17 protein-coding genes are annotated in these 21,924 nt (G+C 70.1%); 10 read left to right on the top strand and 7 right to left on the bottom strand.

From position 1 onward, the window contains the following. Positions 1–215: 215 nt before the first annotated feature. From ACIHAX_RS00625 to ACIHAX_RS00605, 5 genes are all read left to right on the top strand, one after another. Positions 216–2,378, top strand: coding sequence for an acyltransferase family protein (locus tag ACIHAX_RS00625; protein WP_397275066.1), 2,163 nt, complete (start codon positions 216–218; stop codon positions 2,376–2,378). 151 nt (positions 2,379–2,529) lie between these two features. Continuing rightward, positions 2,530–4,188 (top strand): DNA repair helicase XPB, encoded by a 1,659-nt coding sequence (locus ACIHAX_RS00620; RefSeq protein WP_355074985.1) that lies wholly within the window; start codon positions 2,530–2,532, stop codon positions 4,186–4,188. Positions 4,189–4,229: 41 nt separating this feature from the next. Next, positions 4,230–4,898, top strand: a complete 669-nt coding sequence (locus ACIHAX_RS00615) for a DUF3239 domain-containing protein (RefSeq protein ID WP_355074983.1) — start codon at positions 4,230–4,232, stop codon at positions 4,896–4,898. A 53-nt stretch (positions 4,899–4,951) separates the two neighbouring features. Beyond that, entirely contained in the window at positions 4,952–5,590 is a 639-nt protein-coding gene (locus tag ACIHAX_RS00610) for a LysE family translocator (protein ID WP_355074981.1), read from the top strand. 60 nt (positions 5,591–5,650) lie between these two features. Then, entirely contained in the window at positions 5,651–7,072 is a 1,422-nt protein-coding gene (locus ACIHAX_RS00605) for a M1 family metallopeptidase (protein ID WP_397074130.1), read from the top strand. A 4-nt stretch (positions 7,073–7,076) separates the two neighbouring features. Here ACIHAX_RS00605 and ACIHAX_RS00600 read toward each other — a convergent pair whose 3' ends face one another. Continuing rightward, positions 7,077–7,904 carry a hypothetical protein gene (locus tag ACIHAX_RS00600; RefSeq protein WP_397275063.1) on the bottom strand — a complete coding sequence of 276 codons (828 nt, stop codon included), beginning with the start codon at positions 7,902–7,904 and terminating at the stop codon, positions 7,077–7,079. A 295-nt stretch (positions 7,905–8,199) separates the two neighbouring features. Between ACIHAX_RS00600 and ACIHAX_RS00595 the strand changes: the two genes are divergently transcribed. Further along, positions 8,200–8,730, top strand: coding sequence for a hypothetical protein (locus tag ACIHAX_RS00595; RefSeq protein ID WP_355074975.1), 531 nt, complete (start codon positions 8,200–8,202; stop codon positions 8,728–8,730). Here the strand turns inward: ACIHAX_RS00595 and ACIHAX_RS00590 are convergent, their stop codons facing one another. Continuing rightward, positions 8,731–11,025 carry a helicase-associated domain-containing protein gene (locus ACIHAX_RS00590; RefSeq protein ID WP_355074973.1) on the bottom strand — a complete coding sequence of 765 codons (2,295 nt, stop codon included), beginning with the start codon at positions 11,023–11,025 and terminating at the stop codon, positions 8,731–8,733. Positions 11,026–11,120: 95 nt separating this feature from the next. Here ACIHAX_RS00590 and ACIHAX_RS00585 point away from each other — a divergent pair, with 95 nt between their 5' ends. Next, positions 11,121–11,309 (top strand): hypothetical protein, encoded by a 189-nt coding sequence (locus ACIHAX_RS00585; protein WP_040864798.1) that lies wholly within the window; start codon positions 11,121–11,123, stop codon positions 11,307–11,309. A gap of 83 nt (positions 11,310–11,392) precedes the next feature. Here ACIHAX_RS00585 and ACIHAX_RS00580 read toward each other — a convergent pair whose 3' ends face one another. Both ACIHAX_RS00580 and ACIHAX_RS00575 read right to left on the bottom strand, forming a co-directional pair. Then, complete coding sequence (locus tag ACIHAX_RS00580; RefSeq protein ID WP_355074971.1) at positions 11,393–12,028, bottom strand: resuscitation-promoting factor Rpf1 domain-containing protein; 636 nt, start codon at positions 12,026–12,028, stop codon at positions 11,393–11,395. Positions 12,029–12,438: 410 nt separating this feature from the next. Further along, positions 12,439–12,681: a hypothetical protein gene (locus ACIHAX_RS00575; protein ID WP_397275060.1), complete on the bottom strand. Its 243-nt coding sequence runs from the start codon at positions 12,679–12,681 to the stop codon at positions 12,439–12,441. A 188-nt stretch (positions 12,682–12,869) separates the two neighbouring features. Here ACIHAX_RS00575 and ACIHAX_RS00570 point away from each other — a divergent pair, with 188 nt between their 5' ends. After that, positions 12,870–13,289 (top strand): cold-shock protein, encoded by a 420-nt coding sequence (locus tag ACIHAX_RS00570; protein ID WP_039795090.1) that lies wholly within the window; start codon positions 12,870–12,872, stop codon positions 13,287–13,289. 256 nt (positions 13,290–13,545) lie between these two features. On the opposite strand, the gene ACIHAX_RS00565 is transcribed toward ACIHAX_RS00570, so the two are convergent. From ACIHAX_RS00565 to ACIHAX_RS00555, 3 genes are all read right to left on the bottom strand, one after another. Continuing rightward, complete coding sequence (locus tag ACIHAX_RS00565) at positions 13,546–14,127, bottom strand: DUF2771 domain-containing protein (RefSeq protein ID WP_355074967.1); 582 nt, start codon at positions 14,125–14,127, stop codon at positions 13,546–13,548. Then, the gene (locus ACIHAX_RS00560) at positions 14,124–16,058 is read right to left on the bottom strand and encodes an MFS transporter (protein ID WP_397275058.1); all 1,935 of its coding nucleotides are present in this window, start codon (positions 16,056–16,058) and stop codon (positions 14,124–14,126) included. Before ACIHAX_RS00560 ends, ACIHAX_RS00565 begins: the two co-directional genes overlap by 4 nt. Before the next feature lie 92 nt (positions 16,059–16,150). Then, complete coding sequence (locus ACIHAX_RS00555; RefSeq protein WP_355074963.1) at positions 16,151–16,924, bottom strand: glutaminyl-peptide cyclotransferase; 774 nt, start codon at positions 16,922–16,924, stop codon at positions 16,151–16,153. Between the two features lie 17 nt (positions 16,925–16,941). On the opposite strand from ACIHAX_RS00555, the gene ACIHAX_RS00550 reads away from it, so the two are divergent. Both ACIHAX_RS00550 and ACIHAX_RS00545 read left to right on the top strand, forming a co-directional pair. After that, the gene (locus ACIHAX_RS00550) at positions 16,942–19,026 is read left to right on the top strand and encodes a DUF3027 domain-containing protein (RefSeq protein ID WP_397275056.1); all 2,085 of its coding nucleotides are present in this window, start codon (positions 16,942–16,944) and stop codon (positions 19,024–19,026) included. A gap of 44 nt (positions 19,027–19,070) precedes the next feature. Continuing rightward, positions 19,071–21,920 carry a sacsin N-terminal ATP-binding-like domain-containing protein gene (locus tag ACIHAX_RS00545; RefSeq protein ID WP_397275054.1) on the top strand — a complete coding sequence of 950 codons (2,850 nt, stop codon included), beginning with the start codon at positions 19,071–19,073 and terminating at the stop codon, positions 21,918–21,920. Positions 21,921–21,924: the final 4 nt, after the last annotated feature.

The following is a 21,924-nucleotide window of genomic DNA, read 5'->3' as shown; positions in this document are numbered from 1 at the left end:
GCGCCGGGAGACCTGGTGTCGTCTGTTCATGTAGGCGTCGACAAATCGGACGATCGGATCGAAAAGTGTTGTCTTACCGCAAGCTCGGGATTGTGCCGGTGTGGCGTGCAATGAGTTGGATGGAATAGGCGCAGCGCGCGGACACCCCGGCCGAGGCGCATGCCCGGCGGCGAGTCGGCGGGACTTGTCCGGCCGGACCGATGACAATGCTGCGCATGGCGGCCACGGTCAGCGGGTTGGGAAATCGGCGGGCGGAGCTGATCGACGGAGTGTCGCCGGGGGCGGCATTTCGGGGGGACATCGAAGGAATGCGGGCGGTCGCGGTACTGGCCGTAGTGCTTTTTCATGCCGGTGTGCCGGGAATCGGTGGGGGATTTGCCGGTGTGGACGTATTTTTCGTGATTTCCGGTTTTCTCATCACGGGAATGCTGTATCGGGAATCGGCGGCCGACGGCACTGTCGGGCTCGTCCGGTTCTATGGCGCGCGAGCGCGCAGGCTGCTGCCCGCCGCAGGGGTCGTGCTGGTCGCCACGGCGATCGGCGCGGCCGTGCTGCTGCCGCCGTTGCAGGGCCGCCAAGCGCTCGGCGACGGGATCGCGAGCGCGCTGTACGCCGGGAACTATCGCTTCGCCCTGCAGGGCACCGACTACCTTGCCGCGGACGCGCCGCCTTCACCGTTTCAGCACTTCTGGTCGCTCGGTGTGGAGGAGCAGTTCTACCTGATCTGGCCCGCGCTGGTGATCACGACGGCTCGGCTCGTGCGACGGCGCCGCAGCGGTTCGGCGACCGCGCTGCCGTACCTGATCGTTCTCGTCGTCGTCGCCGCGCTCTCTTTCGCGGTCGCGCTGACCTGGACCCGCACCATGCCACCGTGGGCGTTTTTCGCGCTGCCCACTCGGGCCTGGGAGTTGGCCGCGGGCGGCATGGTGGCGCTGTCGGCCGCGCTCTGGTCCCGGTTGCCGAAGTCGGTGGCCACCTGCGCGGGGTGGGCGGGAGCCGGTTTGATCGTCGTGGCCTGCGTTCGGCTCGACGAGAAGACCCCGTATCCGGGCATCGCGGCGCTGCTGCCCGTGCTCGGCGCGGTCCTGGTCATCGCGAGCGGCTGTGTCGCACCGCGATTCGGCGTCGGTCGCGTCCTGGCGGTACCCGAGATGCAGGCCGTCGGCAGGCTGTCCTACTCCTGGTATCTCTGGCACTGGCCGGTGTTGGTGCTGGCCCCGCATGCGCTCGGCCGCCCGCTCGGGCTGGTCGGCGCACTCGGCGCGGTCGCCATGGCCGGTGGGCTCGCCGTGCTCACTCAGCGGTTGATCGAGAACCCGGTCCGCTTCGCGGCCCGCCTGCGCGGTTCGGGCCGGCTCAGCCTCGCCTGCGGTGGTGTGAGCACCGCGCTGGCCATCGGTGTGGCGGCCGCGCTACTCGTGCTCGTACCCCCTCCGGTCGGACACGGCACGGCGGCGCGGAGTCTCACACTGACGACACCGGCCGCACCGGCCACTCCCACCGCCGACCCCTACGATGCCGCGATCGAGCAGCTGACCGCGCAGACCCAAGCGGCGGTCGCCGCCTCGGCGGAGGTCCGCGACGTCCCGTCGAATCTCACGCCGGCACTGTCGAACGCGCGCGGCGACCGAGCGGAGGTGTTCGACAACGGTTGCTTCCGTTCCTGGACTGACGTGGGCCAAGGGGAGTGCGCCTCCGGCGATCCCGCCTCGTCCACCACGGTCGCGTTGGTCGGCGATTCCCACGCGGCGATGTGGCAACCGGCGTTCGAGAACATGTCGGTAGCGCACCATTGGCGGCTGGAGACCATGGCGAAGGTCACCTGCCCGCTGCTCGATCTGCCCATCACCAGCCCCTACCTGGGGCGGACGTATACCGAATGCGAACAGTGGCGCGGGCAGATCATGACCCGGTTACGGCACGAACGGCCCCGGCTGATCGTGGTCGGCATGTCCCGCCGCTACGGCGGCGACTTCGGCTTCGTGACCTACGACCCGGCGTGGATCGACGGCGTGCGTCGCCTGGTCGCCCAGCTGCGCGAGTCGGGCGCGGCCGTCCTCGTGCTCGGCGGCATCCCCGATCCACACGCCACCGTGCCGGCGTGCGTGGCCGAGCACATCGACGACGCCTCCGCATGCGCCCCCGCCCGAGCGGTGGCGGTCGACGAGGCGGGCATCGCCGCCGAGCGCGCGGCCGCTACGGCGGGCGGCGGCCAGTACGCTGATCTGACCGCGCTGTTCTGCACCACCGCCCGCTGTCCCGTCATCGTCGGGAACACCCTCGTCTACCGTGACGACAATCACCTGACGAGCGGTTACGCCACGACGCTCGCCCCGGTCGTCGGCGCGCTCACCGAACGGGCGCTCGCGCGCGGCTGAGTCGTCCCGGTGCGGTCCGCGGGAAGACATCGCGCTCTTCCGGCGTTGCATCCGATCGCTGCCGCACCCGCGCCCTGCGGGAAGGGCCGGTAACCTGCGGGTTGTCGGAGGGGTCGGGGAGAATGGCGGGGAATCTAGCTGAGGAGGGACTGTGAACGACGGTCCGCTGATCGTGCAGAGTGACAAAACGCTGCTGCTGGAGGTCGACCACGAGTTGGCCGATGCCGCGCGGCAGGCGATCGCGCCGTTCGCCGAGCTGGAGCGGGCGCCCGAGCACGTGCACACCTATCGGGTGACGCCGCTGGCGCTGTGGAACGCGCGCGCGGCCGGGCACGACGCCGAACAGGTGGTGGACGCGCTGGTCAGCTTCTCCCGGTACGCGGTGCCGCAGCCGTTGCTGGTCGACGTGGTGGACACCATGGCGCGCTACGGCAGGTTGCAGCTGGTGAAGCATCCAGCCCACGGGTTGACGCTGGTCAGCCTGGATCGCGCGGTGCTGGAGGAGGTGCTCAGGCACAAGAAGATCGCGCCCATGCTCGGCGCGCGCATCGATGACGACACGGTGGTGGTGCACCCGTCCGAGCGCGGCCGGATCAAGCAGACGCTGCTGAAGATCGGCTGGCCCGCCGAGGACCTCGCGGGTTACGTCGACGGCGAGGCGCACCCGATCGACCTCGACTACGCGACCGACGGCTGGCATCTGCGCGATTACCAGCAGATGGCCGCCGACTCGTTCTGGGCGGGCGGCTCCGGGGTGGTGGTGCTGCCCTGCGGCGCGGGCAAGACGATGGTCGGCGCTGCCGCGATGGCCAAGGCGAAGGCCACCACGCTGATCCTGGTCACCAACACGGTGGCGGGCAGGCAGTGGCGGCGTGAACTGCTCGCCCGCACCTCGCTCACCGAGGACGAGATCGGCGAGTACTCCGGGGAGCGCAAGGAGATCCGCCCGGTCACCATCGCCACATACCAGGTGATCACTCGGCGCACCAAGGGCGAGTACAAGCACCTGGAACTGTTCGACAGCCGCGACTGGGGGCTGGTCATCTACGACGAGGTGCACCTGCTGCCCGCGCCGGTCTTCCGGATGACCGCGGATCTCCAGTCCCGCCGCAGGCTCGGCCTGACGGCCACCCTGGTGCGCGAGGACGGCCGCGAGGGCGACGTGTTCTCGCTGATCGGCCCGAAGCGCTACGACGCGCCGTGGAAGGACATCGAGGCCCAGGGCTGGATCGCTCCGGCCGACTGCATCGAGGTCAGGGTCACGCTGACCGACGCCGAGCGGATGGCCTACGCGACCGCCGAGCCGGAGGAGCGCTACAAGCTGTGCTCCACCGCACACACCAAGATCGCCGTGGTCGAGTCGATCCTGGCTCAGCACCAGGATGCGCCGAGCCTGGTCATCGGCGCGTACCTGGACCAACTGGACGAACTCGGGGTCGCGCTCGACGCACCCGTGATCCAAGGGTCGACGAAGACCAAGGAGCGGGAGGAACTCTTCGACGCGTTCCGGCGCGGCGAGATTCCGGTGCTCGTGGTGAGCAAAGTGGCGAACTTCTCCATCGATCTGCCGGAAGCGTCCGTGGCCGTCCAGGTTTCGGGTACCTTCGGCTCGCGACAGGAGGAGGCGCAACGTCTCGGGCGGCTCTTGCGTCCGAAACACGATGGCGGACAGGCGCATTTCTACTCGGTCGTCGCGCGCGACACCCTGGACGCCGAATACGCCGCGCATCGCCAGCGTTTTCTCGCCGAACAGGGGTACGCCTACCGCATCACGGATGCCGACGACTTGCTCGGACCCGCCATCGGATAAGCGGAGGCATCCCCTCCACAAACTGTGCTAGGAATAAGGGCGTGCGACACTTCGAATTCGCGGTGGACCGCAAGCACGCCCACGCGGTGAACGAAGTCTTCGCCGACCTTCGCCGCCTGCGCCTGCTGGCGATCGCCGCCACGGTGGTCGCGGCGGCGGGCACGGCGTTGCTGATCTGGCTGGACCATCCGTGGGCGTATCTGCTCGCGGTCGCCTTCGCGCTCGGCACGGTGACGGCGCTGTGGGTGGCCTTGTGGACACCGTGGCATTCCAGCATCGACAAGCTCTACGCGGACGGTGAGCTGGTACCCGCGGTGGTTTCGGAGGCGCGCCCGTCGGGTGTCGTGCTGCTCGCTTTGGTCGATGTGTCCGCGCCGGATACGCGCGATCCGCGCTACGCCTTGGTGACCAGGAAGGTCCGCGACCTGCCCGGTCACCAGGCCAGGGCCGGGGAGCGCGTGCCGTCGGTCGCGGTGCGGACCGACCGCGCGCCGCGCCAGGTGGGTCAGCGCTGGCAGTCGGTGAGCGCCATGCCGATCGCTTGGGGCACGACCGACGACTCGGTCATCGCCCGCGCCCGCGCCGCGATCAGCGAGACCGAGTGGCGGCTGCTCACCGACAACCTCGCGCTCGCGGAGAAGGTGCGGCGCACCACCACGAAACGCCTGCTGCTCGATCCGCACCAGCTACCGGGCGAACTCGGCTCCTGAATCCGGCTGTGTCCGCGGGGTTTATCGGTTGCGCTGTCGCCTAGACTCGAAGGATGGTTCCAGCGTCCAATCTGCTGGCATTCGTCGCCGCCGCGGTCGTCATCATCGTCGTGCCCGGTCCCGGCGTACTCTTCACGGTCGGTCGCGCGCTCACGCTCGGCCGGCGCGCGGCCCTGCTGTCGGTGCTCGGGCACGCCATGGGCGTCTACGCGGCACTGGTCCTGGTCGCGATCGGGCTCGGCGCTTTACTGACCGCGTCGGCGTTGGCGCTCACCGTGGTCAAGTTCGCGGGTGCGCTGTATCTGATGTATCTCGGAATCCAAGCGATCCGTCAGCGTTCGGCGTTGCGCGAGGCGCTGGGCGCCGCGGTCGAACCGGCCCCGAACACGCGGGTGCTGCGGCAGAGCGCCGTCGTCGGGCTCACCAATCCCAAGGCGATCGTCTTCTTCTCCGCGGTGCTGCCGCACTTCGCCGACCCGGCCTCCGGGTCGCTGTCGTGGCAGTTCCTGCTGCTCGGCACGGTCTTCCTGGCCATCGCGCTGGTCTCCGACAGCGCGTGGGCACTGCTGGCCGCCTCGGCGAGGTCCTGGTTCGCCAAGTCGCCGCGCAGGCTGGAGGCGATCGGCGGCGCGGGCGGGGTGATGATCTTCGGTGTCGGCGCGTCGGTGGCGCTGACCGGAAGCGGCGACTGAAGCCGCTACCATCCAGCGAAGTCGGTGCGCCGGTACCGGCGGGAGGCGGGGTGGAAAGGGGTGGTTGTCCGTATGTGGTTGTCCGGCCGGATGTGCGCCGCGGTCGCGTGTGTGTTCGCCGCGGTGTCTCAGGTGCCCGCGCACGCGGAGCCGCCCCCGGACCCACTGGTCGGCGCGCCGGGCTTGGGCGATCCGTACTATCCGCTCGACGGCAACGGTGGCTACGACGTCCAGCACTACGACGTCGGCATCGACTACGACCCGCCCAGCCGGAAACTGGCAGGCACCACCACGATCACCGCGCACGCCACCCAGCCCCTGCGCGTGTTCAACCTCGATTACGCGGGGCCCGATGTGCGCGAGGTGGCGGTCAACGGGCTGCCCGCCGACTTCGACCGCAACGGCGAGCACGAGTTGACCGTCACGCCGACGTTGCCGCTGCTGCCAGGCCTGCCGTTCACCGTCACGGTGGACTACGCGGGCCCCGCGGTGAACGCCGAAGGGGAGGGGTGGACCTTCGCACCCAGCGGCGGCGCGTTCGTCGCCGGTGAGCCGCACTCGGCGACGACTTGGTACCCGCTCAACGACACCCCGCTGGACAAGGCCACGTTCAGCCTGAACGCCACCGTTCCCGCGGAGTGGGAGGTGATCTCCAACGGCGTACGCATCGAGGACGTGGTGCGCGGCGACAAGCGGACGGTCCGCTGGTTCAACGCCAAGCCGGTGGTCGGCTATCTGACCACGGTCGCGATCGACAAGTTCGACTACCTCGAGCAGCGCAGGGCTAACGGCATTCCGCTGATCAGCGCGTTCGCCCCGAATGTGGAGCAGGATCAGCGCGAGCTGGAACAGCGCCTGCCGGAGATCCTCGACTTCGCCGAAAAGATTTACGGCCCTTACCCGTTCGAGGCCGCAGGCGGCATCCACGTGGACGCGGGCATCACGTTCTCGCTGGAGACCCAGACCCGCCCGCTCTACGCGCCGTCGATCGATCTGCAGACTGTCGTGCACGAGATCGCGCACCAGTGGTGGGGCGACTGGGTGTCGATACGCCGGTGGTCGGACATCTGCCTGAACGAATGCTTCGCCAGCTATACCGCCGACTACCTGTGGCCGGAGCGGATGGACGGCAAGAACGTCGACGACCAGTACCGCGAGACCATCCGCAAATACCGCGACAGTGAGAAGTACTGGAACATCCCGTTGGAGGACCCCGGCGTGGGAAAGGAGTTCACCTCCGTCTACTACCGTGGCCCGCTGTTCCTGCACGCGCTGCGCAAGCAGATCGGCGACGAGGTGTTCTTCGCGGCTGTTCGGGACTTCCTCGCCGCGCATGCCTACGGCAATGCCTCGATGCCAGAATTCCGCGCTTTCGTGCAGTCCCGCTCACCCATGGACCTGACCGGGTTCTTCCACGCGTGGCTGAACACCACCGCGCCGCCGCCGGAGGAGTACCTGTTTCCGGGCGTCCTGCGCAGCTGACCCGTCAGTCGTCCCCGGCGCGCTGCCTGGCCTTCGCCAGCCTGCGTTCGGCTCGCTCCACCTGACGGCGCGCCGCGTGCAACTCGTCCTTCGCCGACCGCTCGGCCGACTTGCGGAACTGCCGCTGCTGTTCGGCGTGCTCGAGCTCGTCGCGCAGCGCGGCGACGCGTTCCTCGGCCGAGGACAGTTCTCCGGTCGCTTCTTCGAACGCGGCTCCGGCCGAATCCTCCTCGGCACGGGCGGTTTCGAGCGCCTCCTCGGCCTCCCGCAGTTCTCGGCGCGCGCTGTCGTCGGGCTGCCGCACGGCCGCTCGTCCGGGCCGCGTGGCCCGTTCGGGCACCGCGAGCAGACCCGGTCCACTCGGTCCGAAGCCTTCGTAGCTCGCGGCCGTAGCGAGTGTTCCGGCACGCAGCCGATCGGCTACGTCCCGATCGGCGAGTGCGGCGGTCAAGGTCTGGCCGATCTCCCGGACGACGTTCTCGCCGACCGGATGCCCGTGTTCGGCGGCGAGCGCCCCCGCCTTCTTGGCGAGGGCGTTGACCAGTTGCTGGCGCTGCGCGGTCAGCTCGCGCAGCTGTTCGGCCGAGAGTTTTCGCTGCGCGGCGGCCAGCGCGGCGGCCAGCCGCAGCAGGGCGGCCACGTCCTCGGGCGCCGCCCTGGACAGCAGGTTCGCCGCCCACGCGGTCAGGGTGGGTTTACGCAGCTTGCCGATGGCGGCCGCCAGTTGCTTGTCACCCGACTGTTTCGCGGCGGCCGCCCGGTCGGCGCGCGCCGCGACGAAATCCGCGGGCGCCAACCCGTACAGGTCGCGTGCGACGTCCTCGACCGTCATACTGCCCAAGCGTAACGACTCGGTCTCGGGCGACGACACACTCCGCATACCGGACAAGAGTCCAGTTGCATGGAATACGCGAAAGGCGTTGCTAGTGAATTACTCTGCGTTCTTCTTGCTCGGCCGTCTGCTCCCCAGCATCCTCGGTTACGCGCTCATGGGGCTGTACGGCACGCACAGCATCTAGGCCGCCCCCGTGCCAGGTCGCCCGCGGGCTGATGCGGCCGCTCAGGTCGTGCGGGTATCCTCACCGCGTTCACGAGCACGTGAACGTTTCGGTGAGAGAGGTTTTCAGGTGAAGTTTCCAGGAGCGAGGTTGCTGGCACGGATCGTGCTCGCCCTCGTCGCGGTGGCCGCGGTGGTGGTCACGGTGGCCGGCTGTTCGTTGATCGAGGACGCGGGTAAGTCGGACACCGCCAAGGCCAAGGCCGGCGACTGCATCAACGTCATCGAGGGCTCGGCGGTCGACTCCAAGACCGAACCGGTCGACTGCTCGTCGGACAAAGCCGTGTACAAGGTCGCGCAGTCCTACGACAAGAAGACCGACTGCGCCGCCGACTACACCTCCTACGAGGAGACCCTGGCCGGCGGTACCACCGCCTTCCTGTGCCTGGCCCCGAACTTCAAGGAAGGCAGCTGCTACAACGAGAGCAGCACGACCGGATACAAGCACGTCGACTGCGCTGCCTCGGACGCCACCTTCAAGGTGCTGAAGCGGATCGACGGCAAGGCCGACGAATTGCTGTGCGACCAGGACGCCGACGGCTTCCGCCTCATCGAAACGGACCCGAAGGTCACCTTCTGCACCGCCAAGCCCAAGGGCTGATCATTCCAGCAGGGCAACCGACGCGATCCGGTGCAGCGTGAAGTGCCGGACCGCGCCGGTGACCGGGTCCAGCGCGTCCAGCTGCCCGTTGCCCACCTTCAACGGCTCCACCACCCGTTGGGAAGCGACGCCTTGGGCGTCGACGTAGCCGATGTTCACCGACCGTCGCACCCGCGCCGCGAGCTGCAACAGGGCGAGGGTGGCGGCGGTATTGGTCCGCGTGCCGTCCGTGCGTACCGCTTGACCGGACCGGGCACTGGCGGCGCGTTCGCCCGCGCGTAATTCCGTGACGAGCAGTTCGAGTTGTTCGGTGCTGGGCGGTGTCGGCCGATACGGCTGCCGTGCGACGGGCCGCACCGAGATCCGCGCGCCCCGCGGCCGCAGATCGACGATCGCGCCGCTCGAGTCCTCACCCGCGGGCGCGAAACCGGCCGCGCGCAGCTGCTCGAGCAGTTCGCCGAGCGGCGCTTGGGCGATGGCGACGGTCGGGGCGATGGATCGCAGCGCCAGCGCGCTCGCCACCGGCGCGGACAGTACTTGGGCCAGTAGCGCCGGGTCGTCACTGCGGATGAACGACTGGGCCATACCCGCGCGCAACTGGCCGTGACGCCGGGCCACGTCATCGATCAGATAGGTCAGTGCCTGCGGGATCGGCGTCCGGGAATGCGCGGCGAACAGCGCGTGCAGCTCCGCCGCCGTCAGCCCGGCGTCCAGCGCGCGCCGCACCGAGGACTCTCCGATCCGGTATACCGTTGCGGCGCCCGCGGATTCGACGTCGGCGACGAGGGCGACGCGACGCTGGAGATCGGTGGTCAACGGGCCGGGTGCGATCACCGTGAGATCGGCTTGCACCAGCACGTGGTCCACCGGCTCCGGCAGCGCCGCCTCCATCTCCGCCTCGGCGTCGGCCACGCTGGTCGGCGCCGCGTGCAGCAGCGCCCGCGCCGCCGAGCCGAGCGCGCCGCGGCCGATCAACCCGAGCGCCGCCGCCTCGGCCAGCGTCTGTTCGACCACCTCCGGCCGGAAATTCCTGCGCCTGCGCGGCTGCCGCCAGGCCAGTACCCGGCCGATTTCCGTTGGGGCCAGCGCGGTGCCGGACGGATATTCCGCCAGCAGGGCGAGGATCGCGTGCCGGTCGCGCGGCGCGGTCGGGGTGCGCAGTTCCAGCGACAGCGCGGCCAGCGGTTTGTCGTTGGCGTCGCGCATGCCGATCATCCACGGCATCCGATCCAATTCGAGCCAGGTCAGTCCGAGGGCGGCCCAGCGCCGGGCGGGCGGCGCTTCCAGCCAGGCGTCCACCAGTGGCGTCGGCGCCCAGAAGTCGTCGGTCGTCTCGAAGTCCGGTGGCGGGTCCGGCAAACCCTTCTCGATCAATTTCGCGGCCGCCAGCAGCTCGACCAGCAAACCCGCCCTCGGCTCGTCGACACCGACCTGCTTGGCGATGCGGCGCAGCTCGCGCACGCCCAGGCCGCCCGCGCGCAACGCGGGAGCCGGGGCATGGCCGAGCACCTCGAGCACGGCCGCGCAGTGCCGCAGCAGCTCGCCGACCTCGCCCGCCGCGACCGCGTTCACATCGGCGGGCGGGTATTTCGCCGGCTCCGGTCGCGGCGGCGTCAGGGCATGCGGGTGGGTGACCGGTTCCCCTCGCAGCACCTGGCCGACGGTGACCGGGAGTTCGACGGTCTCGTCATCGATCCGGTGCAGCAGCCTGCGCGCCAGCAGCCGCTGGATCGGCCGCTCGGCCGGAGTGCCCGGTGCGGCGTCCTTGGTGCGGCCACGAGGCCCTGTCGCGGCCAACTTGTCCAGCAGGGACCGTTCGGCGGGCGGCAGCTCGGGCAGCGCCGCGACCACCTCGGGTTCGGTGAGCGCGTCGGGGATCTCGGTCGCGGTGCCGATCGGCCACGGCAACGCCTCGGCGGCCGCCGGAATCAGGTGCAGTCCCTGCTCGGCGTCGATCCAGACCAGCGCGCGAGCGGTCAGCCGCTCCAGCGCCTCATCGATCGCGGCGGCCGGCACCCGTTCGCTCAATTGCACATGCAACTCGGCGCGGCGCAGCGTGCCGCCGTCGGTGCGCGTCACCCCGTGCATCGCAAGGGTTTCCACGATGGCGAATTCGAGGGTGTTCAAGTCCTCCGTGGCGCGCAGCACCGACGCGCGCTGTTCGACGCGGGCGGCGAGCACGGCCATGGCGGAGGGCAGCGGGACGGCCAGGTCGGGCCGAAGCTGCAGCAGCGTCACGAGCTGGGCATCACTGCGGGCACCGAGCCATCCGGCAAGGGAGTCGGTCACGGTCATCCGATCCAGCCTACGATGCTGGGCGATCGCCCGCCGACGTCCGGAGCTACGGGCTGCGGGGCATCCTGGTTGAGCGGCCGGGCTAGCATGGGGCCGTGGTGAACAAATCGAAGAAATCCTACGTCGACAACGGCTGGCCGAAGGTCGCCGACGGTGACCCCGCGGTCACCGAGCTCTCTTCGGCCCGATCCGGTGGTCTCTCGCCCTACGGCGAGGACACCGAGTTCCCGGTCCCGGCTGAGCAGTTGCCTTACATGCACCCGAACACGGTGATCAACCGCTGAGCGCGCGACCGGAACGTTCTCGGCTACGGAGAAGGGCCCCGCATCCACGTTGATGCGGGGCCCTTCTTGCTGAAGCCTTCGGGTCAGGAGGGGAGCAGACCCTTGTTCGCCTCGTAGAAGTTCACGATCGCGGGGTCGAGGGTGACTCCGCTGGACTTGGCGGCGTTGAAGAAGTCGAGAGCTTCCTTGGGCACCTGGACGCCCTGGCTCTGCACGACCTCGAGAGCGCGGTCGACGGCCGAGAAGATCTGCTGCGTGTCGGCAGGCGCGGCAGGCGCTGACTGAGCGAGCTGCGGCGCGGGGTTCCAGCGCGGGGTCTCGGCGGTGGCGGGCGCGGAGCGCGGGCTCGGCGCGCTGCTCAGGCCCAGCTTCGAGGAGCAGGAGGGCCAAGCGCCCCAACCCTGCGAGGCGAGCACCTTCTCGGCGACCGCGATCTGCTGTTCACGGCTGGCCTGGTTGGCGCTGGCGGCGTATTCCTGACCGCCGTGGGCGCGCCACGTGCTGGGCGAGAACTGCAGCCCGCCTTGGAAACCGTTGCCGGTGTTGATGCCCCAGTTGCCGCCGGCCTCGCACTGAGCGAGTCGATCCCAGTCGGAGTCGGGTGCCGCGCTGGCGTTGCCTGCGAAGGCCACACCGGCGGTGCCGATGATGGCTCCGGTCACGGCAACCTTGGCTACCGTGCGTCCGGTCGAGCTTGGCTTGCGATGGCGTCCACTCATATCGGGTTCGTCTTCCTCTCGACGCACCTGCGACATCTTCGGTTCTGGTTCGGACTGAGAGGTCGTCCGTTCCGCCCTCGCCCCTACGTTTCCGTCGGGGGATCCGGTACCCGCGGGGCGAGGCTCGGTGCGGCGGGCCGGTGGTCGCCGGGGGTGCCCCGGCTGGATAAGACCGTACGACGAACCGCGGGAAAAATCACTATTTGGTAACCGGCGTGTACCAACGGGTCTCGACGCGATATCGGACCGGGAAGGAGGCTTCATGCAGCTAGAGGCGCCGCGGCCGCACCCGCGGCCGGTCGTCACCGCTTCGTGATCTACTCGTAATGTGATGAGGATCACACACTGGAGTGGGTAACGATCGCATCGGGTAACCGGTTCGGTGTCGGATCGGAGATGATCACTCCGCTTCAGCGCGACCGGCGGCCCGAGCGCAGCGCGAAGGCGAGCGCGAGCACGAACCCCAGCGGCGCGAGCATCGCCCCGAAGTAGAGCCACAGCCCCGGCTCGCCGTCGGTCAGCAAGGGGATCGCGAAAATCGCGACGATAGCCAGCAATCCCAGCGCGAACACGGAGAGCGCGAGTTGCAGCAACCAGTCGCCGCGCCGCCGTGGGGCGCCGCCGGGCGGGGTCGGAGCGGAAGGGTTCGTCACGGTTCGACGGTAAAACTGATGTGCTTGCGTTATTCGCACCGGGGTAGACTCGATAGCAATCGCGTCCTGCAATCCTGCTGGGCGCGTTCTTTTCGCACAGGAAAAGGGCCGGTCGCGCGACCGGCCCGGTAGACGGATGTGCTCGGGCCGTAGGGGTCCGAGTTTTCGATGATGAACGGGTGAGCGCAGTGCCGACCGGCAGGGTGAAGTGGTACGACGTCGAAAAGGGCTTCGGCTTCCTTTCCCAGGACGAGGGTGAGGACGTCTACGTGCGCTCGTCCGCGCTGCCCCAGGGCGTCGAGGGCCTCAAGCCCGGCCAGCGCGTCGAATTCGGCATGGCCGCAGGCCGTCGCGGCCCCCAGGCGCTGAGCCTCAAGCTGCTCGAGGCGCCGCCGTCGGTCCGGCAGGGCCAGGAACGCAACGCGCGCAAGGAGCCTGCCGCGCGCAGGCACACGCCGGACGAGCTGCACGGCATGGTCGAGGACATGATCACCTTGCTCGAGGCGAAGGTGCAGCCGGACCTGCGTAAGGGCAAGTACCCGGATCGCAAGACGGCGCAGCGCATCTCGGAAGTCGTCCGCGCGGTGGCGCGCGAACTGGACCACTGATTCCGCTCGATTTCGCTTCATCCGGGCGGCCGTCGGGCCGAATTCACTCGAGGTAGGCGTTTTGGGGCCGCGGAGGTCGAGGGAAGCCCGGTTGCCGGACTTCTGACGCCGATCGTTCGTGGCCGTCCATCGGTGGATTCATCCGACCCGCAGCGGGTTTCGGGCGAGTCCTGCCCGGCCACCGTGCAGGCGCCGTGCGCTCGGAACGCGCACCGGCGTCTGCGGAGTCGGCGAAAGACGTTGCGTCCGAGACTCGCTACGCCGTGCTGATCGACCAGGTGGCGTGCGGCACGTAGAACTCCCGGCCCGTTTCGTCGCGGGCGAGGATCGGCAGCTGGAACTCCACGCCGATGAGGCGCAGGTCCGGCTCCGGTTTGGAATCGATGGTGAGGGCGAAGGCCCGGTCCGGGTAGTCGTTGCGGCTGATCACCTGGTCGACTTTCTCGCCGTTCGGCAAAAGGTAGACCAATTGTGCGAGCCAAGGCGCGTCGGCGACCTTCTTCGGAAGCGACAGCTGCAGTGGGTAACCGGCGGGCACTTCCAGGTCGACGGTGCGGCCACGGTGGCAATCCGGCGTGTCGGGCCCGCAATTCAGCGTCGTGAACACGGTGCCGGGGACATTGTCCTCGGGCAGGATGCTGCAGTCCTGCATGGTCACCGAGCAGTAGCTGAACGGCCGCACGGTGACCGTCTTGCCGTGTGCGTAGGCGGTGAGGGTGACGTCGGGCTTCTCGGCGTCGTGGACCAGCACCGCTAGCACGCCCACGAAGGCGACGGTGAGCACGAGCAGTGCGACCGCGGCCAGCGCGGCGATCGTGCGTGCGTTGAGCTTGCTCACCAGATCGGGTCTCCTTGCCCTCGTCGAAAGCGTTCGGCGTCACCGTCGCGCGGCGCCGGGTCCTCCGCCCGAGGCGCGCTCGCCGGATATCCGTGCGGCCGGGTCGTCGGCACCTCTTGCTCCGCGTGCTGGGGACGGTTGCCGCCGAGGCCGGGCAGTAGCGAGTGGCCTCGGAAGCTGAGGAAAGTCTGCACCAAGCCGAGGACGAGTATCACGGTGACCACCGCGAAGCCCTTCCAGTAGTCGGTCGGCAGCAGCACACCGGCCGCACCGCCGACGACCCAGCTCAGTTGCAGCACGGTCTCCGACCGCCCGAAGCCGGAGGCGATCGACTCCGGCGGCAGGTCGTCCTGGATCGAGGCGTCCAGCGACACCTTGGCCAGCGCGCTCGTCCCCGCCGCCACCAGGGCCGCGGTCGCCGCGCCGAGGAGGTTGTCGGCGAACGTCGCGAACAGCGCCACCAGCGCGCACGCCGCCGTGCAGCCGAGCACGACCAGCGAGGGCTTGCCGAGTTTCAGCCGGGCGCCCGTCGCATTGCCCGCGAAATTGCCGATGGCCGCGGCCGCGCCGACCGCACCGAGCATGAGGGCCTGCTGCGCGGGCCGGTGTTCTGTCGCCTTGGCGACGAACGCGACATAGAAGGTGAGGAACCCGGTCAGGACACGAATGGCGCTGTTGCCCCAGAGCCCGGTCACCACGGCGCGGCCGAGCGGTTGCCTGCGCTTGCGCGGCGGGATCGACGACTCCGCGCCGGACGAGAGCACCTCGGTGCGCGCGTCGGCGCCGTGATAGCTCAACGTCGCCGGCACCTCGCCCTCGGTCACCTCCACCCAGGAGGGGATGCGCAGACTCAGATACGTCCCCCCGCAAGCGATCAGCGCCGCGAAGACCAGTGCGCCGTTGGAGCCCGCGATCGCCGCGGCCGACCCGGCCAGCGCTCCGGCGCCCATGGTGCCGCCGACCAGCCCGAACACCGTGAGGCGGGAGTTGGTGCGGACCAGATCTATGTCCGGCGGCAGCACCCGGGGCGTGACCGCGCTCTTGAGCACGGAGAACGATTTGCTGCCGATCATCATGCACAGCGCGAGCGGATACAGCGCCCAGGTGTCGAACTGCAAGACCAGCACCACCGCGACCACCGCGCGCACCGCGAACGACGTCGCCAGCGCGAGGCGGCGACCGCGCTGCAGGCGATCGAGCAGCGGTCCGATCAGCGGGGCGATCACCGCGAACGGCGCGATCGTGATCAGCAGGTACAGCGCGACTTTCGTCTTGCTCTCCGCGGTGGCGCTGGCGAAGAACAAGGTGTTGGCCAGTGCCACCGCGATGGCGGCGTCCAGGGCGAAGTTCGCCATGGTGGCGTAGGTGAGCGCCGTGAGGCCGGACTTGTCCGCGCCGTCGGCCTTGGCCGCGCGCTGGAAGGTCGCGATGCCTTTCTCGGTGAGTTCCCTGCCGCGCATGGCGGCCACGCGGGTGACCGTGAGTTTGCGTGGCATCCGCCGCGCGCCGGCGGCATCGGGGCTCTCGGGTTGCCGGCCCTGATCCTGCGCGGCGGTCTCGGGATGGTCGCCTTCGGCGGGGGCCGGTGTCTCGCTGTACCGGGGCGGCTCCGGACGGTGCGGGAAGACGTGCCGAGCCGCGCGGCCGGAGGCCTTCGGCTGCTCGGCGTCGGGCCCGACCGGGAGCGGCTTGGTGGGCGGAGGCTGCGCGGGCCGTGGCGGGTCGCGTCGCGGGCTCGGCGGCGGTCCCGGCTGGTCATGACGCTCGGCGGCGCGTCCGGATCCCGGTCCGAGCGGTGGTAGCGGCCTGCGGCGCCGCGGCCCATTGGGTGGCGGATATCGGTCGAAACCGGGATGCCGATCGAACGGCGGGACCTCCTCGCCTTCCCGCCGATCACGGTCGGGACCGGAAGGTTCGCGGGGAGTAGTCACGACTCCAATTCTGGCGCACTCTCGGGCCGGGTGTTCACGCGCGCTCCGGGGTGGCGGCGGAAAGCGATCGTCGTCGCGACCCGCGATCACGCTCAGGCGGGGGCGAAGCGGACCTCGAACATGGTCGGCCAGTTCTTGCCCGTGATCAGAAACCGGTCGGTGCCGGGCAGTTGGGCGATGCCGTTGAGGGCGTCGGCGCCTGCCCGTGCGGTCGCGGGGAGCAGACCGGCGGCGTCGGCGGTCGCCAGCACGGCGCCGGAGTCCGGGTCGATGCGCAGGATCGTGTCGGTGGGCCAGTCGTTGGCGTAGACCGACCCGTCCGCCGCGCATTCGAGCTCGTTGAGGCGTGCGCCGTGGTGACTGTCGAGCTCGACCGAGCCGGTAGGGGCGAAGGTGACCGGATCACGGAAGGTGAGGCGGTCGGTGCCGTCGCTCATCACCAGCCGTCCGTTTCCGGCGCACAGACCCCAGCCCTCGCCGTCGTAGCTCACCCGGCCGCGTTCGGCGAGCGTCGCCGGGTCACGGGCGATGGCCACGCCGTCGTGCCAGGTCAGCTGCCAGAGCGTGGCGCCGGCGAGGGTGATGCCCTCGCCGAAGTACGGGGCGGGCAACTCAGTTCTGGCCAACTCCTCCCCGGTCGTGAGCCGGGACGCGCGCACGCCGGACGCGCCGACCAGCCCGGTGCCCTCGTAGAGCACGTCGCCGTCGACCTCCAGGCCTTGGGTGAACGCCTTCGTATCGTGCGGCCGGGTGGCGATCACCTCGATGTTCATGCTGGGTGCCTGGTCCGCTACGCCGCCGCATCCACCCACGATGAGCAGACCGACCAGCACACTGATGGCCAACGCACGCCGATTGCGTTCCATACGGCAAAATGTAGGCCGTGAGCGCAGTTTCTGTTTCGGAGTCCGGCGTGCGGCCGATTCTGGCCGATGCCGTCGATTTGGCCCGCCGTGCGCTCCTGGAGTTGGAACCGTCGGCCGTCGGCGCGCACCTCGGCGTGATCGCCGAGGACGAGAGTGCGGCGACCCACCGATTCGAGGCCACGCTCCCCGGTTACCGCGGGTGGCAGTGGGCGGTCGTGGTGGCCGCCCCGCCCGACGCCGACCACGCGACGGTCAGCGAGTCCGCGTTGCTGCCCGGGCCCGATGCCTTGGTCGCGCCCGAGTTCGTGCCCTGGGAGCAGCGCGTCCGCCCCGGGGATCTCGCGCCAGGGGACCTGCTCGCCCCGCCCGCCGACGACCCACGCCTGGTGCCGGGCTACGTCGCGACCGGCGATCCGGTGGTGGACGAGGTGGCCTACGAGGTCGGTCTCGGCCGTACCAAGGTGATGAGCAGGGAAGGCCGCGAAGAGGCCGCCGAGCGGTGGTACACCGAACACGGACCCGACTCGGAGATGGCCAAGGCCGCGCCCGCCACCTGCGGGACCTGCGGCTTCTATCTGCCACTCGCCGGGTCGCTGCGCGCCGCGTTCGGTGTCTGCGGCAATGCCATGGGTGCGGACGGGCGCGTTGTCCACGTCGCCTATGGCTGCGGCGCGCACTCGGATACCGAGGTTCCAGCCGGTAACGGGTCGCCGCTGTTCGAGGCGTACGACGACGCGGCCATAGAGGTGATCTCGCTCGAAACCGCCGACTCTCGCGTGGCCCCGCAGGGCGCGGACGAAGCGCCGACAACCGAGGACATCGATCCGCACGGTGCGGCCGCCGAGAATGTCGCAGTGGCCGCCGATCCGGGAGTCGCCGAAGGCGCAGCCGTGGCCGGGGATGCCGCCGTGGCCGCTGCGCCTGCTGAAGACGTCTCGACCGGCGAGGGTGCCGCGGTCGTCGAGAAGGCTGTGGACGTGCGGGCTCCTGCGGTTTCCGGGGAAGCTGCCATCGCGCCGGAGGACCGGTCCGAGACCACCGCCACGACCGGCGATCCCGCGTTCCGCCAGGATGCCGCACTCGGTGAGCGCGCCGCGGTGATCGAGGAAACCGCGGCGATCGGGCACGAAGAGGTCGCCGAGAACGCTGCGGTGACCGAGAACCCGGTCGTCGCTCGAGATGCGGTCTTCGCCCAAGACGACGCCGCCGCGATCGCCGCCGGCGGCGAGCATTCCGGCATCGCGGAAGCACTCGCGGCTGTCGAAGGTGACGAGGCGACGGAGGACACCGCCGCCTCGGAGGAAAGCACCACCGTCGAGGGCTCGGGCGCGACCGCCCAGCCCGCGGGCAGCACGGCGGCTACGCACCGCGATGTGGTCGAGTTCGTCGAGGTCAGCGCCGCCGAGGTCGGCGAAATCGACGCCGCCGCCGCGTTCACCGAATCGAGCATCCCGCCCGCCGTGCGTGCGACGCCGAGCGTGGACGATGCCGCCGAAGCACCGACCGGCCACGAGCCCGCCTCTGCCGGGACGGTCGCGGATGAGCCGAGCGTGGCGACGGACGACGCAGCCACCGGTCCGGCTCTCGGAACGGACGAAGCGGCGGACGCCGGTGAAAGCGGTTCGGATGTCACGCCGGCCGATACGGAAAACGCCGATGCCGCCACGCGTCCCGCGGTGGCGACCGATCGCGAGGCCGGTGCGGCGGAGTCCGAGTCGGGCACGACGGGATCACGTGCACCCGGGGTAACGAGCGGTGATGCGTCGCCGGGTTCTGACGATCGATATGCCGTCGACGCGCGCGCGACCGAACCGGACGCTGTCGAGTCGAGCGAAGCAGCCGGATCGAGTGACGCGACGACGGAGGCCGTCGAGTCGACCCCGGTGCAATCCGTCGCAGCCGATCCGAATGTGGCCGAGGCTTCCGACGCCGTGTCGCAGGCGCACGAGCCCGCATCGTCGTCCCAGGCGGACACGCCTGGCGCACCGGAACCCACCGCTACGCCGGTCGCCGATGACGCCGACGCGCGATCCGAGTCGGGTATCGCTGATGCTCCGGGTTCCGAGGCACGGCCGGAGTTCTGGTCATCGCCGCGGAACTGAGCGACGCCGCCGACCCGTTCGGCACTTCGGCGCTGCGAGCGGCGGTGCTCGCCGCATGGCGTGATTCGCCGACGCGGTTGCGTGAGGACGCCGCTACCGAGAACGACCTGGTGCGCGCGGGCTATCGGGACCGCTTGCTGACCGAGTTGGCGCAGAATGCCGCCGACGCCGCGCGCAGGGCGGGCGTGGACGGCGCTGTCGTGGTCTGGCTGGACGGTCGTGACCTGCACGTCGGGAATACCGGTGCGCCGCTCGACGTCTCCGGTGTGCACGCGCTCACCGCCTTGCGCGCGTCGGGGAAGTCCGACGGCGGGACCGTCGGTCGATTCGGTGTCGGTTTCACCGCGGTGCTCGCGGTGAGCGACGACATCGAGTTGCGGTCGGCCTCCGGGTCGCTGTGGTTCTCGCGTGCCGAGACCCGGAACGCTCTGCACCGCAACGAGATCCGTTTACCTGCGGTCGATGCGGGCGAATTCGCCGCACCGGTGTTGCGGTTGGCCTGGCCGATCGAGGCGCGACCGGCGGACGGTCTCGACACCGAGGTGGTGCTGCGGCTGCGCGCGGACGTGGACGCCGACGCACTGCTGGCCGCGATGCGCGCCGAAGCCGTCGATCTGCTGCTGGAACTGCCCGCCCTGCACCGCATCCGGATCGGCACGGACGAATTCGTCAGCAGTGCCGAGGACATGGGCGACGGTATGCACGAGGTCTATGTCGACGGCCCCGGCAGCGAACAGCGCACCTGGTGGCAGTACCGCGCGCCGCGCGCCCGCTGGTTGCTGCCGGTGCGTGACGGCAGGCCGGTGGCCGCCGCCCCCGATGTGCTGCGCGCGCCGACCAGATCGGACGAGGAACTGTCCCTGCCCGCCTTGCTCATCGCCGACATCCCGATGCAGCCGGATCGGCGCAGATTGCTGCCCGGCGCGCGGCTCGGCGAACTGGCCCGCGGCTACGCGGATTTCGCTCGTGCTCTTCCGCCACGCGACCGGCTCGTGCTGGTACCAACGCCCGGGTTCGCTCGCAGCGAGGCCGATGGCCTGCTGCGCGAAGCGCTGCTGCGCGAATTGCAGACGCGTTCTTGGCTGCCGGTAGTCGCCACCCGCCGGCACGCCTACCCGGAAGGCCTAGGCGATCCCGAGCCCTTGACCGCGGACCACCTCGGATCGGGCACTCCCGCCTTTCCCGGTGCGGACGACGAACTGCGGGGCCGAGAATCGGGTGCCGTCGCCGACGTCGAAGCGGGGAACATCGCCGTCCCCACCCGCGCGTACGTCTTGGCCGGTCTGACCGCGGAATTGGCCGACCTGCTCGATGAAGTGGTCGGTCCCCTGGTGATCCCGGACCTCTCCGGACGGGCGCACACCGAGGCCATGGGCGCGCTGGACGTGCACCGGCTCGGCTTGGCTCGGCTGGCGGAGTTGTCCGGGGGCTTGGAGCGGCCGCCGAGTTGGTGGCGATCGTTCTACGCGGCGCTCGAACCGTTCGTGGTGGATCCGCTCGCGGCGGAGGAGTTGGGCGCGCTGGCGGTGCCGTTGGCCGACGGCAGACTCGTCACGGGGCCGCGCACCGTGGTGCTGGACGATCAGCTCGAGGTCGCGATCCCGCTGCACTGGGCCAGGCTGGCGCATCCGGAGGCCGCGCATCCCCTGCTGGCTCGGCTCGGCGCGCGGTCGGCCACCGCCGAGGATCTCCTGACCGACCCGGGCTTGCGTGCCGATCTGGAGGACCATCCGGGCGACCCGGACACCGCTGATGCCATCCTGCGTCTAGCCGCGCATGCCGACCGGGAGGCCCTGTCTTCCTGGCTGGGGCTGCTCGAATTGCCCGACACCGAAGGTGACTCGCGGCCCGCCGACGAACTGCTGCTGCCCGGCGCGCCGCTGCGCGAGCTGCTGGTGCCCGATGCGCCGTTCGGCACCGTCGACCCAGAACTGGTCGAACGCTACGGCGCGGACGCGCTGCGCGCCGTCGGCGTCGGCTGGGATTTCGGTGTGATCGTCGAAGCCGATCCGACCGGTCCGGACCACGATCTGGACGACGAGGAGCACTGGTGGTCCACGCTTCCGGACGATCCGCCCGAGCTGGTCGCCGTCCGTGACCTGGACCTGATCGATGACGCCGCCTGGCCGGAAGCGTTGCGGCAGTTGGCCGGGTCGCCGCGCACCCGCCGCCTGCTCACCGACGCCGACGGTTACACCGCGTGGTGGTTGCGCCGATACGCGCGGGTCGACGGCACTCCGCTGGGACTTCTGCGCCATCCCGCCGACACCGACTTCGACGGTCTGTTACCGGCGTTCGCCGTCGCCGGCGTCGACCCGGACGCTTGTCGCGCGGTTCTCGCCGACCCCGCGACGATCACCGACGAGTTGGCCGCCGCTTTGTTGGAGGCGCTCGCCGACACGTCGAGAACTCCCTCGCCGGAGGTCGTCTCCCGCACTCATGCCCGCTTGGCCGCCGCTGTCGCCGCCGGCCTGCTCGACCTCGCCGACCTGCGGCCACCCGATCGCGTGCGCGCGCTCACCGGCGCCGTGGTCGATCCGGAAGACGCGTTCGTCCTCGATCGACCGTGGTTCGGCCTGGCGGTGCCGCCGGATAGATTGGTGGTCGGCGACGCCGGAACGGCCTCGTCTCTGGCCGCTCTGCTCGATCTGCGGCTGGTGTCGGAGGCCGTCACCGGCGAGGTGGTGAGCGTCGGCCGTCGCACGACCTGGGCAGCGGAGCCGCTGGGAGTCGTGCTGCGGCAGCTGTTCGCTTTGCCGCCGCAAGCGGGCGAGCTGGTCGTACACCACGACCTGACGGTGCGGTTGAGCGGCGCGATCGAGGCCACGGTCGCGGTGCCCTGGTGGCAGACCGGCTCGGCCGTGCACGTCCGCGCGCCGCGGCCGGGTGGCTGAGCTC

This window comes from Nocardia sp. NPDC051929 (assembly GCF_044548645.1).
GTDB lineage: Bacteria > Actinomycetota > Actinomycetes > Mycobacteriales > Mycobacteriaceae > Nocardia > Nocardia sichangensis.
The sequence above is the reverse complement of the archived record's forward strand: the minus strand, read 5'-3'. Positions and strand labels throughout refer to the sequence as shown.

Coding starts and splice junctions, on each gene's coding strand:
- ACIHAX_RS00555 (WP_355074963.1), bottom strand. CDS start 16,924: ATGGAACGCAATCGGCGTGCGTTGGCCATCAGTGTGCTGGTCGGTCTG.
- ACIHAX_RS00590 (WP_355074973.1), bottom strand. CDS start 11,025: ATGACCGTGACCGACTCCCTTGCCGGATGGCTCGGTGCCCGCAGTGAT.
- ACIHAX_RS00580 (WP_355074971.1), bottom strand. CDS start 12,028: ATGAGTGGACGCCATCGCAAGCCAAGCTCGACCGGACGCACGGTAGCC.
- ACIHAX_RS00625 (WP_397275066.1), top strand. CDS start 216: ATGGCGGCCACGGTCAGCGGGTTGGGAAATCGGCGGGCGGAGCTGATC.
- ACIHAX_RS00600 (WP_397275063.1), bottom strand. CDS start 7,904: ATGACGGTCGAGGACGTCGCACGCGACCTGTACGGGTTGGCGCCCGCG.
- ACIHAX_RS00610 (WP_355074981.1), top strand. CDS start 4,952: ATGGTTCCAGCGTCCAATCTGCTGGCATTCGTCGCCGCCGCGGTCGTC.